This is a genomic window from Rossellomorea sp. FM04394, assembly GCF_041889765.1.
Classification (GTDB): Bacteria; Bacillota; Bacilli; order Bacillales; family Bacillaceae_B; genus Rossellomorea; species Rossellomorea aquimaris_B.
In genome coordinates, this window is sequence record NZ_CP168654.1 from 483,806 (window position 1) to 496,693 (window position 12,888).

Sequence of the window (12,888 nt, forward strand, 5' to 3'; positions counted from 1 at the left end):
AAAAAGTCTTATACTAGGTATAAGACATAGTTATTTGGAAGAGAGGAATGAAAAATGTCGAAAGTGGCGTTGGTAGCAGGTTCTACGGGATTAGTTGGTTCCCATTTGATTGAAATACTACTCAAGAGTCCTGAGTATTCCAAAGTGATTTCGTTTGTGAGAAGAAGCAGTGGAGTGGAGCATGAAAAGTTGGATGAACGAATCATCCCATTCGACCAGATGAAGCTCCTGCCCCATGAGGTAATCGATGATGTATTTTGTTGTCTTGGAACGACCATCAGGAAAGCGCAAACAAAGGAAGCGTTTAGAAAGGTAGATTATGAGTACCCCGTTCAACTAGGAAGGCTAGGTAAAGACCATGGAGCCAAACAATATATGGTCATATCAGCTATTGGGGCGAGTTCGGGTTCACCGTTCTTTTATAGTAAGGTGAAAGGAGAGTTGGAGGAAGACTTAATAGCGCTGTATTATCCGACACTGCACATTTTCAGGCCATCCCTTCTTTTAGGGGAAAGAGATGAATTCCGCTTTGGGGAAAAAGCGGGAGAAATTTTCTCCAGAGCCATCCGTCCGGTGATGGTAGGTAAGTTAAAAAAATACAGAAGCATCTCAGGGCGTCAGGTGGCTTATGGAATGTACCGTGCTGCCAATGGCTCTGGCAGTGAAAAAGTAACCATCCATGAATCGGATCAAATTCAAAAGCTTTAAAAAAGGGGGATTCCATGAAGAGGATACTAAGAGGTCATCATCTACTTTGTACTCACGGGTTTAAAGGCATGGGATACAGCCCTGAATTCGTTAATGTGATGGCTGACATAGTGGGAGAGATACGTAACGACGAATTGGACTTTCCCATCCAGGTTGTTCAGTCCTTCGATGATGCATGCCAGGCCTGCCCTCATAAGGGGAAATCAGCATGTGAAAAAAGTGCAGACTCCAATGACCATGTTCTATCGTTAGACAGCAAGGTTCTTCGCCATTTAGGGTTGAAACACGGTGACGTCTATATGAAATCAGCATTAATCAGCATAACAGCCCAAAAGGTAAAGCCTAAAGATCTCGATCATTTATGTGAAGGCTGCTCCTGGCTGGAGTATGGGGTTTGTAAGGAAGGGATCGGAAAGTTAAGGGAAAATATTTTAGCATAAAGCTACTTTCATTATAGAGTAAAAGACAGACCCGCATCTGATCTGGTGCGGGTCTTATATCATTAAATTTTATAATAATGTCTCAAGGCATTCATCAGATGCTTAAGCGTTGGGTCATCCTCAAGATTCTTCATCATCCCTTTAATGACAACGATACGGGTCTCATCCTTTTCAATTTCTTCTTTGATGACTTCCAATGATATCTGACTGTTTTCTTCCTCTGCTATTTCAGCAGCATCTTCAATCATATGAACAAGGGTGGAAGCGTTGATTCGGTTTGAAGAAGTGAAATCCTTCACCAGATCATCCAATTTTTCAAAGGAAAGGACAGGCTGATCCCCACTTTTTAGTAAGCCCTCCACTAAATCATCCGTACGTTTCAATATGAATCGTGATAGATAGGCAAAATCCAATTCGATCTTATCAAGCATCACCAATTCTAAATAAGAATGAAAGAAACCTTGAATCATCATGGTGATATCCCAGAAGTAGGGCTCGATTTTTTTTCCGTAAATCCCATATAATCTTCTTTTATAGTAACGATGGGTTTCCATTTTCATCTCGCTGAGGAGATCATGGATTTCGTCGTTGAACGGCATGGCATTCTCTCTGATCTGCATAATGATAAACTCTTTATGTTTACAGATTTCAATAAACTGACATTCTAATTGCTTCTGGAATTTTTCATAAGGAGGCAGATCCTCGTTTTCAATCTCATTCACTTTAGCTGTGATCATTTTAAAATAGTATTTCATGATAGCCAATAGAAGGGCTTCCTTTGACTTGAAATACAAATAGAATGCACCTTTAGATATTTCACACTCGTTCACGATTTCTTGCACCGAGGTGGCGTTAAACCCTTTCGTGGCAAACAGCTTAATCGATGTTTCAATAATTAATTTCTCTTTTTCCTTCATGCTTTCCTCTCCTTGATAAACTCCTTGACTCTATTATGACCGATTGGTCACAATAAATAAACCTTTAATTTTATAAGTATATTGACTTATGACTGTACGGTCAGTTATATTAGATTGTGTTATGACTAGTCGGTCAGAAAATGAGAGAAGGGAAGAATAAAGAGTGAATAGTATTATTAATTTCGTACTCAAGAATAAGTTTGCCGTATGGTTAATGACCATCATCGTCATTATTGCTGGCTTATATTCAGGATTTAATATGAAACTAGAAACCTTGCCAAATATTAATACACCGATTGTAAGTGTTACGACGGTGTACCCTGGAGCTACGCCTGAAGATGTAGCAGAAAAGGTTTCAGAACCAATTGAAAAACGTTTGAAGAATTTAAATGGAGTTAATGTTGTCAGCTCCACGTCTTATCAAAATGCTTCAGCCGTTCAGATAGAATACGAGTTTTCGAAAGATATGGACGAAGCAAAGACCGAAGTGGAAGATGCTCTATCAGATCTTTCTTTTCCGGAAGGAGTCAATGAACCGGAAGTCTCAAGACTGAGCTTTAACGCTTTCCCTATCATTGCTCTTAGTGTAGCAAATGATGACCAATCTCTTGCTCAATTAACTTCGACTGTAGAAGATACGATCGTACCACAACTTGAAGGAGTGGACGGGGTAGCATCTGTTCAAGTTTCAGGTCAACAGGTTCAAGAAGCACAAATCGTTTTTGATCAAGAAAAGCTTGCTCAATATGGTTTAACAGAAGAAACAGTCCAAAATATGATCAAAGGGTCTGATGTGACTGCACCATTAGGACTTTACACGTTTAAAGACAGTCAGAAATCTGTGATGGTTGATGGAAGCATCACAACAATCGAAGATTTGAAAGAGATGAAGATTCCTGTCACGCCTTCTGTTGGCGGGAATATGGAAGCGCCGCAAGGACAACAGCCTGGTGGTCAATCTTCTCAAGGTCAACCTGTAGAAACGCCTCAGGCTCAGGAAGCACCTGCTGGGATGAAAATCCCGACCGTACAACTATCAGACATTGCTGATATCGAACTGGCCGGAAAAGCTGAATCCATTTCCAGAACCAACGGGAAGGAATCGATCGGCCTTCAAGTGGTGAAAACAGCAGATGCCAATACGGTAGACGTTGTAAACGCGGTAAAAGATGAAGTGAAAGCTTTTGAAAAAAGCTTGGATGGTGTTGAAATCATATCTACCTTTGACCAAGGAGAACCGATTGAAGAGTCTGTCAGCACCATGCTGAATAAAGCTTTATTCGGTGCCGTATTTGCGGTCATCATCATTCTGTTATTCTTACGAGATATTAAATCGACGCTAATCTCCGTCGTATCGATTCCATTATCGTTGTTAATCGCGATTCTACTTTTAAAACAGATGGATATCACGTTAAACATTATGACTCTTGGAGCGATGACGGTAGCGATTGGACGTGTCATCGATGATTCCATTGTAGTAGTGGAGAACATTTATCGACGGATGTCGCTTAAAGGTGAGATGTTGAAAGGGAAAGAATTGATCCGTGAAGCAACGAAGGAAATGTTTGTTCCGATCGCGTCTTCCACGATTGTAACGATCGCTGTGTTCCTTCCATTAGGATTGGTTCAAGGGATGATAGGGGAACTATTCCTTCCATTCGCCTTAACGATCGTGTTTGCTCTATTGGCTTCACTTCTAGTGGCCGTGACAATCGTGCCGATGCTTGCACACTCGATGTTTAAAAAGGGTGTAGGGAAGAAGCACGTGGAAAAGCGAAGCCGTTTAGCTCAGTGGTACAAAGGCGTATTGAATTGGACGCTGAATCATAAGATCATTACGTCCATCCTGGCTATCGCGATGCTTGTCGGAAGCTTGTTCCTGGTTCCGCTCATCGGTGTGAGTTTCCTGCCATCAGATGAAGAAAAGATGATCATGGCCACGTATAAACCGGAACCTGGTCAAACAGAAGAAGATGTAAATCAAATCGCTCAAGAAGCTGAAGAGTATTTCCAAGGACGTAAAGGGGCTGAAACGATTCAGTACTCGGTTGGTGGAGAAAACCCAATGAGTCCGGGAAGCTCAAACAATGCAATATTCTATGTTCAATACAGCGATGATACAGAGAATTTCTCTAAAGAAAAAGAACAAGTCATTAAAAGACTTCAAGAAACAACAGATAAAGGGGAATGGGCTTCGCAAGACTTCTCCGCTAGTGCCGGCAGCAATGAAATCGTCGTGTATGTGTACGGTGAAACCCTGAAAGAAATCGAACCTGTTGTAAACGATATTCAAGCTATGATGGAAGATAAAGAAGATTTCAAAAAAGTGGGATCAAGTATCTCTGAATCGTACGATGAGTATTCGTTCATCGCAGACCAGGAAAAGCTGAGTGAGCTTGGCCTGACAGCGGGTCAAATCGCCATGGAACTTGGTCAGACACGTCAGCGTCCTGTCCTCACCACCATTGAAAAAGATGGAGAAGAGGTAAATGTCTATTTAGACGTTGAAAAAGAAGAATACGAAAGCATCAACGACTTGACGGATAAAACCATCCAATCACCACTTGGGATTGATGTCCCGATTAAAGACGTCGTTGAAGTTCAAGAAGGTAAGACATCCGATACTGTTTCACGACGCGACGGAAAAGTATTTGCTCAAGTGAGCGGAGAATTAAAATCGGATGATGTATCAAAAGCATCACAAGCGATTCATAAAGAAATCGAAGAGCTGGATTTACCAGCCGGTATCAACGTAGATATGGGTGGAGTAACAGAGGACATCCAGGAATCCTTCACGCAATTAGGATTAGCGATGCTTGCAGCCATTGCCATTGTGTACTTGATCCTCGTGATCACGTTCGGCGGAGGGCTTGCACCGTTTGCCATTCTGTTCTCGCTGCCATTTACGATCATCGGGGCATTGGTTGGACTATTGATAGCAGGAGAAACAATCAGTATCTCCTCCATGATTGGTGCCCTCATGCTGATTGGTATCGTTGTAACCAACGCAATCGTCCTGATTGACCGGGTGATTCATAAAGAAAACGAAGGTCTTTCAACAAGGGAAGCGTTACTCGAAGCCGGTGCAACCCGACTTCGCCCGATCCTTATGACAGCCATTGCTACAATCGGAGCTCTGTTCCCGTTGGCATTGGGTCTTGAAGGAAGCGGATTGATTTCGAAAGGTCTGGGTGTAACCGTTATTGGCGGATTGACAAGTTCGACTCTCTTAACGCTTGTCATCGTACCGATCGTGTATGAAACCCTCATGAAAATCAAAGGGAAACTTGGTGGACGAAAGCGTAAAGCTGTGAAAGAATAGGTTGAGAGAAAAGCAGTCCTGTAGTGGGGCTGCTTTTTGTCGATTTTATATGGGGTGGGGGTATTTCACGGGGACTGTTCACAATTTGGCACAACTATTGGCGAAAGTGGCACAACAAGAACCTCGTATACCCATCTTCATCCAAAAATACGTATGTCATTATACCAACAAGCGAGGGGACCCTTGAAAGAATGACAGAAAGAAGCCAGTCATCATCAGCCTGAGAAAAAAATCCCCGGTACTTTTGAAAATTTTCTAAAAATAGTATTGATTCCATCAAAAGTCTGGACTATAATAACAATTAACGAAAGCGCTTTCGATGAAGAGGAGACAACAATGGTTACAATCTATGACTTAGCAAAACGCACTGGGTTTTCCAGTACGACAGTTTCTAAAGCCCTAAACAATTACACAGATGTGAGTCAAAAAACGAAGCAAAAAATCCTGGATGCAGCAGCTGAAATGGGTTATTTGCCAAATGCCCACGCTCAGTCTTTATCGACAAAGAAATCCTGGACTATCGGTGTAATGTTCGCTGAGGACAATGAGGTCGGGATGAAGCATCCTTTCTTCAGCGCCCTTATTGAAAGTTTCCGGAAGCATGTAGAACGGGAAGGGTATGATTTAATCTTTGCTTCTCGTAATCTGCGAAATCGGGATACTAGTTATTTAGAACATTTTTTATACCGTGCTGTGGATGGAATTGTCGTGATTTGCTCAGACCCTAACGATCCGCAGGTACAAGACATGATTAACAGTCATTTACCCATCGTCGTGATCGACATGAGCAATCAGAACTGCAGCGTTGTCTATTCCGACAATATTGAGGGTGGGAAGTTGGCTGTGAATTATCTTCATTCACTGGGCCATACCAGAATCGCTCATATTTCAGGAGATCCCAAGATTGATGCAGGAGCACAAAGAATAAAAGGGTTTTCTAAGGCCATGAATGATTTAAACCTTCCGATTCATCAAGAATACCTGGTGAGTGGTGGAATGTTTTCCATTGAAGAAGGAAAAAGAGCGATGGAATCTCTTCTCTCCCTTGACATATTGCCGACTGCTGTCTTTGTAGCAGGTGACCATATGGCCATTGGGGCGATGGAAGCCATTAAAGAGAAGGGCTTGAAAATCCCTGATGACATCTCAGTCATTGGTTATGATGACATTGAAATGTCCGCTTATGTTACACCGAAACTCACTACGGTCAGACAAGATACGGACCGGATCGGCACACGTGCCGGACACTTATTGATTAAACAAATCATTCAAAAAAAGAAACTTTTAACAACAGAGATCATTCCGGTAGAGTTGATCATTAGAGATTCTTGTACAGCAATAAAAAAAGAAAAAAATACTTAATTTTTATTTTTTAGTAATTCCGAAACCGGTTTCGGAATTTTCATAAGAAAGAAATCGAAACCGCTTTCGAAACTATATTTTAATTAGAACAAAGGGGGATAATGATGAAAAAGTTTTTAGGAATATTTATGACGCTTGTACTGCTGGCAGGGGTGTTGTCAGCTTGCTCCGGAGATTCAAAATCATCGGGCAGTTCAAAAGATAAAGATGTAGATTTGAAGGTTTGGTCATTCACGGATGAGTTAAAGAAACCGATCACGAAGTTTGAAGAGAAAAATGGTGTGAAGGTTGAATTGACAATTGTTCCGATTGCCGATTACCCGACGAAATTAAAGCCGGTACTTGAAAGTGGTGTGGGAGCACCGGATGTATTCACGGGTGAAATTGCTTTCCTTAAACAGTGGGTTGACGCCGGCTATTGGGAGAACTTATCGGAAGATCCTTACAATGTGAATGAAATCAAAGATAAATACGTACCTTACGTATTCGACTTAGGGAAAGATAAAGACGGAAACGTAAGAGCTTTATCATGGCAGACGACTCCTGGCGGAATCTTCTATAAAAGAAGCATCGCGAAAGAAGTGCTTGGTACAGATGATCCAACCGAGGTAGGAAACATGATGAACTCAATGGACAATGTATTCAAAGTGGCTGAAAAGATGAAGGAAAAAGGCTACAGCATGTTCCCGGATGAGGGCTCTATCCGCTGGTTCTCTCAAGGAGATAATCCACAACCATGGGTGAACGACAAGAATGAACTTCAGCTGACTGATGAAAAGATCGACTACATGGAATCTGCAAAGAAACTTCGTGAGAACAACTATACAGCTCTTGCTGCTGAGTGGTCTCCATCATGGTTCGAAGCGATGGATAAGCCGATCAAAATGAAAGAAAACGGTAAAGAGAAAGAAACAGAAGTATTCTCCTATGTTCTTCCGACTTGGGGACTTCACAGCGTCCTGAAAACGAATGTAAAAGAAACAGCCGGAGACTGGGCTGTGACTAGTGGACCAAGCCCGTACTTCTGGGGTGGAACATGGTTAGGGGTTTACAACAAATCAGAAAACAAAGAACTTGCATATGACTTTGTGAAAATGATGACACAGGAAGATGAGTTCCTGACGGATTGGGCGAAGGAAACAGGAGATGTCCTCTCTTATCTTCCAGTTACCAATGAAATTAAAGATGATTTCAGTGACGAATTCCTTGGCGGTCAAAATAACTATCAATTCTTCCTTGAGCAAGCGAAAGAAATCGAGCCTGGTATCGTAACGAAATATGACCAACAGCTTGATACGTTCTATGGAAATGCTGTTCAACAGTACGTGGACGGGAAGAAATCAAAAGAAGAAGCCATTAAAGAGTTTTATAAAAAAGCACAAAACGCATATCCGGACATAAAAGTACCAAAAAATTAACAAGAAAAAAATCCAGGGCAGGTGGCATGGAACCGTGCCATCTGTCAAATCTATCAACTAGGGGGGCTGGGGAATGAAGAAAGTAGATCGTTTTGGTTATCTGTTTATCGCCCCGTTTTGGATCATCTTTTTAATATTTAGCATTTATCCCGTTGCGCTGACATTCTACTACAGCTTTACGAACTATACAGGAAGCGGGACGGCAGAAGTTGTCGGTCTTGCGAACTATACCCGTTTACTCACAGACAGTTATTTTGTGGAAGCGTTTTTTAACACATGGAAAATTTGGGGAATCAATTTTGTCCTGCAAATCGGACTTGCCCTTGTACTCGCATTAATCTTCTCTGATATGAGAATGAAGTTGAGAGGTTTGGCATTTTTCAGATCGATCTTTTATTTACCTAATTTAATCACGATAAGTTCGGTCGCTCTGCTGTTTGGTATTCTACTGGACTGGCAGCACGGATCATTAAATATGATTCTATTAAATATAGGTCTTATATCAGAACCGATTAATTGGTTGAACGAGCCCGCGACTGCACAGCTATCTGTATCCCTGATCCTTACCTGGATGTGGTTCGGTCATTCGTTCATTGTCGTCATGGCGGGGGTTTCCGGAATATCGAAGGACTATTATGAGGCTGCACTGATCGACGGAGCAAACAGATGGCAGACCTTTACGAAAATCACGATTCCTTTATTAAAACCAATCTTACTTTATATCATGATCACGTCCCTGATCGGCGGCCTTCAGCTGTTTGATCTGCCGATGCTTCTGACAGACGGAATCGGTTCTCCGGATGGATCACTGAATACCATGGTGTTATATCTGTACAATCAGGCATTCAAGTTTAACAATTATGGATACGCATCAGCTGTCGCATATGGATTGTTTGTCATTACCTTGATCTTCTCGGCGATTGTCTTCAAAGGGATGTATGGAAATGAACGCAAACAAGCAAGGAAGGTGTAAAGCATGTTGGGAAAAACAGCCGTTGAAAAAAATGTACCGACACAAAAGGTAGAAAAACAAAAGCCAGAACTTTTGCCGCATGAGTCCAAACTAAAGACCAGAATTACCATTGTGAAAAGCATCATCTATACCCTTCTTGTATTGATGGCGATCGTTTGCTTCATCCCATTCCTTATGATGCTTGTGAATGCGACAAGATCAAATGAAGCGATACTTTCCGGATTCACGTTGATCCCCGGCAGTTCTATCGTCGAAAACTATACCACGATGATGGAATACGTAAACATTTGGTCGGGGTTCAAGAATAGTCTGATCATCTCTGTCCTTACGACTTTATTATCAGGGTATTTCTCAGCTTTGACTGCCTATGGATTTGCCTTTTACACATTCAAGGGAAAGAATTTCTTGTTCGTCTTCATGCTTGTGATGATGATGGTTCCCGGGCAATTGGGGCTGATCGGATTTTACGAATTGAGTAAGAACCTGGGGATACTGGATTCCTTCATCCCACTGATCGTTCCGGCCATAGCAAGTCCGTTCGTCGTATTCTTCTTAAGACAATACATCCAGACGACGCTACATCCAAGTTTAATCGAAGCAGCCCGTATTGATGGGGCAAGTGAGTTCAAAATTTTCCATACCGTGGCGATTCCGATCATGATGCCGGCAGTTGCAACGATGTCGATCTTCACGTTCATCGGATCATGGAATAACTACATCATGCCACTCGTGATCCTGTTCTCGCCTGAAAAATATACGTTGCCAGTATTAATGGGATTCTTAAAGGGGTCTCAAGTAGCACAAAACTTAGGTTCAATGTATTTAGGGATTGCCATTTCTGTTGTACCAATCATGATTGCCTTTTTATTCCTGTCCAAATATATCGTAAACAGCATTTCAGCAGGATCAATCAAAGAATAGAGGAGAGAATGACATATGCATTTTGATAAAACATTTACCTTTGGAACAGCCACATCATCGTATCAAATCGAAGGTGCCCATAATGAAGGAGGAAGAACTCCTTCCATTTGGGATATGTTCTGTGACATTCCTGGAAAAGTATATAAGCAGCACAATGGTGATGTCGCATGTGATCACTATCACCGATTCGAAGAAGACATCCAGCATATCAAACGACTGGGAGTGGATACGTATCGTTTCTCCATTGCCTGGCCGCGAATCTTTCCTGAAAAGGGTAAGTACAATAAGGAAGGTATGGACTTTTACAAAAACCTTGCAAAAAGACTTCAGGAAGAAGGCATCAAGCCTGCGGTGACACTGTATCACTGGGACTTACCGGTGTGGGCCCATGAAGAAGGCGGATGGGTCAATCGTGAATCCGTACAATGGTTCCTGGAGTATGCAAGAGCGTGCTTTACAGAGCTTGATGAAGTAGTCGATTCTTGGATCACTCATAATGAGCCATGGTGCGCAGGGTTCCTCGGTTACCATCAAGGGGTCCATGCACCGGGCCATACCAACATGGATGAAGCAGTGAAAGCTGTCCACCATATGTTGTTATCACACGGGAAAGCGGTGGAAATGCTGAAGAAAGACTTCCAATCCCAAACGGATATCGGGATCACGTTGAATCTGTCACCGGTTTACCCTAATACGGATTCCGTGAACGATCTTCTTGCTGCAAACAATGCGGACGGTTACTCGAATCGCTGGTTCCTTGATCCAGTATTCAAGGGAGAGTATCCGAAAGACATGATGAATTTATTTTCAAAATATGTCCATTCCTATGACTTCATTAAAGAAGGGGATATGGAACTGATTTCAACGGAATGTGATTTCTTCGGTATCAACTATTATAGCCGCGGGATCGTCGAGTTCAGTGCCGCAAGTGACTTCTTGCACAAAGGAGCCTACTCTGATTATGAGAAGACAGGGATGGGCTGGGATATCGCGCCGAATGAATTCAAAGACCTCATCCGCCGCCTGAGACTGGAATATACGGATCTGCCAATCTATATTACGGAAAATGGAGCGGCCTATGACGATGTTTTGGAAAATGGAAGAGTACATGATCACGATCGTGTGAACTACTTGAACCTGCATCTTCAAGCGGTATCTGATCTGAATGAGGAAGGCATGAACATCCAGGGTTATTATTTATGGTCCTTGATGGATAACTTTGAGTGGAGCTTCGGATATGATAAGCGATTTGGCATCCTTTATGTCGACTTCGATACGCAGGAGCGAATCTTTAAAGACAGTGCCTTCCGATATGCAGAAATCATCCGGGATCATAAAGGGAAGCATGGCCTTCACACAAATGCTGAGGAAGTTGCACAATGAATGCAAAGCAAGTAAAGGTGATTTTGACAGCTAAAGATACAGGAGATCGGTTCTCAGAAAAAGAACCGGTTTCCTTTTCTGCAGGTCGGGCTTCTACCCGTATACAGCTTGATCCAAAGCGTAAATATCAGGAAATGTTAGGGTTTGGCGGTGCGTTCACCGAAGCTGCGGCTCACAGCCTATCCCTCATCAGCCCCGAAAAAAGGAAAGAGATCATTCAACGTTACTTCGATCCGATAGAGGGGGTGGGCTATCGCTTCGGTAGAACACATATCAATAGCAGTGATTTCTCATTAGGGAATTATTCGTATGTGGAAGATGGAGATACTTCGTTAGAGAGCTTTTCCATCGAACGGGAGAAGAAGCTTGTGATTCCCTTTATTCAAGAAGCGATGGAAGTGGCAGGGAGAGAGCTTTCCATTGTGGCATCCCCATGGAGTCCTCCTTCATGGATGAAGACGAACGGCGAAATGAACAATGGCGGGAAACTTTTATCAGAGTATGAATCTGTTTGGGCCGACTATTATTCAAAGTACATTGAAGCGATGGAAGAAGAGGGGATCCGGATCTGGGGAGTTACGATCCAAAACGAACCCGAAGCAAAGCAGGTTTGGGATTCTTGTCTATACACGGCAGAAGAAGAGCGCGACTTCATCAAAAACCATCTAGGTCCGTCCCTGGCGGAAAATGGCCATGATGATGTGAAGGTCATCATTTGGGATCATAATCGTGATGTGATTTATGAGCGTGCCCATGCTGTGTTATCTGATCCTGAAGCAGCTAAATACGTCTGGGGAACAGGTTTGCACTGGTATGTATCCGAGGAGTTTGAAAATCTTTCTAAAGTGCATCATGCTTTTCCGGACAAGCATCTGATTTTTACAGAAGGGTGCATGGAAGGCGGGGTCCAGGTAGGTTCATGGGATACCGGTGAGAGGTATGGCAGAAATATCATCGGTGACTTGAACAATTATCTTGAAGCCTGGATTGATTGGAACCTGGTATTGAATGAAGAAGGCGGACCCAATCATGTAGGGAATTATTGTGATGCGCCTGTTATTGTCGATACAGTTAAGGATGAGGTTCACTACAACAGCTCTTATTATTACATCGGTCATTTTAGTAAATATATCAAAGAGGGAGCGAGACGTATCGGCTGTCAAGTTTCCAATGACTCCATACTGGCTACTTCCTTTGAAAATCCAGACGGGGAAATCGTAGTGGTTGCGATGAATGCGAATAATGGGGATGAAGAAATTTCAATATCGTTTGCAGAGGGATCGATGACTACAACACTTCCTTCTCATTCTATAGCTACATTTATTATTAGGTAAAAGATTGAAAGCAGTCCTTGGGAGGGCTGCTTTTTGTTTCGGAAATAGATAGCCTGGCAGCCCCTTTACATATTACCCGGACAACCATCATAGAATAGACCATCTAAAAT

At 42.5% G+C, this 12,888-nt stretch carries 10 protein-coding genes; 9 read left to right on the top strand and 1 reads right to left on the bottom strand.

Annotation, left to right across the window (positions count from 1 at the left end; genetic code table 11):
- The first annotated feature begins 54 nt into the window (after positions 1–54).
- Complete coding sequence (locus ACCB35_RS02495) at positions 55–708, top strand: oxidoreductase (protein WP_374055595.1); 654 nt, start codon at positions 55–57, stop codon at positions 706–708.
- A 14-nt stretch (positions 709–722) separates the two neighbouring features.
- Positions 723–1,148 (top strand): DUF1284 domain-containing protein, encoded by a 426-nt coding sequence (locus ACCB35_RS02500; protein WP_374055596.1) that lies wholly within the window; start codon positions 723–725, stop codon positions 1,146–1,148.
- Positions 1,149–1,210: 62 nt separating this feature from the next.
- Here the strand turns inward: ACCB35_RS02500 and ACCB35_RS02505 are convergent, their stop codons facing one another.
- Positions 1,211–2,065 carry a TetR/AcrR family transcriptional regulator gene (locus ACCB35_RS02505; RefSeq protein WP_374055597.1) on the bottom strand — a complete coding sequence of 285 codons (855 nt, stop codon included), beginning with the start codon at positions 2,063–2,065 and terminating at the stop codon, positions 1,211–1,213.
- A gap of 163 nt (positions 2,066–2,228) precedes the next feature.
- Here ACCB35_RS02505 and ACCB35_RS02510 point away from each other — a divergent pair, with 163 nt between their 5' ends.
- The 7 genes from ACCB35_RS02510 to ACCB35_RS02540 all read left to right on the top strand — a co-directional run bounded on the left by ACCB35_RS02510 (position 2,229) and on the right by ACCB35_RS02540 (position 12,778).
- Complete coding sequence (locus ACCB35_RS02510; protein WP_374055598.1) at positions 2,229–5,387, top strand: efflux RND transporter permease subunit; 3,159 nt, start codon at positions 2,229–2,231, stop codon at positions 5,385–5,387.
- Positions 5,388–5,723: 336 nt separating this feature from the next.
- On the top strand, positions 5,724–6,749 hold the full coding sequence (locus ACCB35_RS02515) for a LacI family DNA-binding transcriptional regulator (protein WP_374055599.1): 1,026 nt from the start codon (positions 5,724–5,726) through the stop codon (positions 6,747–6,749).
- 104 nt (positions 6,750–6,853) lie between these two features.
- Complete coding sequence (locus ACCB35_RS02520) at positions 6,854–8,167, top strand: ABC transporter substrate-binding protein (RefSeq protein ID WP_374055600.1); 1,314 nt, start codon at positions 6,854–6,856, stop codon at positions 8,165–8,167.
- 73 nt (positions 8,168–8,240) lie between these two features.
- Positions 8,241–9,140: a carbohydrate ABC transporter permease gene (locus ACCB35_RS02525; protein ID WP_044339161.1), complete on the top strand. Its 900-nt coding sequence runs from the start codon at positions 8,241–8,243 to the stop codon at positions 9,138–9,140.
- Positions 9,141–9,284: 144 nt separating this feature from the next.
- The gene (locus tag ACCB35_RS02530) at positions 9,285–10,061 is read left to right on the top strand and encodes a carbohydrate ABC transporter permease (RefSeq protein ID WP_044339247.1); all 777 of its coding nucleotides are present in this window, start codon (positions 9,285–9,287) and stop codon (positions 10,059–10,061) included.
- A 15-nt stretch (positions 10,062–10,076) separates the two neighbouring features.
- Positions 10,077–11,444 (top strand): GH1 family beta-glucosidase, encoded by a 1,368-nt coding sequence (locus tag ACCB35_RS02535; protein WP_374055601.1) that lies wholly within the window; start codon positions 10,077–10,079, stop codon positions 11,442–11,444.
- On the top strand, positions 11,441–12,778 hold the full coding sequence (locus tag ACCB35_RS02540; protein WP_374055602.1) for a glycoside hydrolase family 30 beta sandwich domain-containing protein: 1,338 nt from the start codon (positions 11,441–11,443) through the stop codon (positions 12,776–12,778). Before ACCB35_RS02535 ends, ACCB35_RS02540 begins: the two co-directional genes overlap by 4 nt.
- The last annotated feature ends 110 nt before the right edge of the window (positions 12,779–12,888 follow it).

Excerpts from the sequence above, each read along its gene's own strand:
- ACCB35_RS02495 (WP_374055595.1), top strand. The coding sequence starts at position 55 with ATGTCGAAAGTGGCGTTGGTAGCAGGTTCTACGGGATTAGTTGGTTCC.
- ACCB35_RS02500 (WP_374055596.1), top strand. The coding sequence starts at position 723 with ATGAAGAGGATACTAAGAGGTCATCATCTACTTTGTACTCACGGGTTT.
- ACCB35_RS02505 (WP_374055597.1), bottom strand. The coding sequence starts at position 2,065 with ATGAAGGAAAAAGAGAAATTAATTATTGAAACATCGATTAAGCTGTTT.
- ACCB35_RS02515 (WP_374055599.1), top strand. The coding sequence starts at position 5,724 with ATGGTTACAATCTATGACTTAGCAAAACGCACTGGGTTTTCCAGTACG.
- ACCB35_RS02520 (WP_374055600.1), top strand. The coding sequence starts at position 6,854 with ATGAAAAAGTTTTTAGGAATATTTATGACGCTTGTACTGCTGGCAGGG.
- ACCB35_RS02525 (WP_044339161.1), top strand. The coding sequence starts at position 8,241 with ATGAAGAAAGTAGATCGTTTTGGTTATCTGTTTATCGCCCCGTTTTGG.
- ACCB35_RS02530 (WP_044339247.1), top strand. The coding sequence starts at position 9,285 with ATGGCGATCGTTTGCTTCATCCCATTCCTTATGATGCTTGTGAATGCG.
- ACCB35_RS02535 (WP_374055601.1), top strand. The coding sequence starts at position 10,077 with ATGCATTTTGATAAAACATTTACCTTTGGAACAGCCACATCATCGTAT.
- ACCB35_RS02540 (WP_374055602.1), top strand. The coding sequence starts at position 11,441 with ATGAATGCAAAGCAAGTAAAGGTGATTTTGACAGCTAAAGATACAGGA.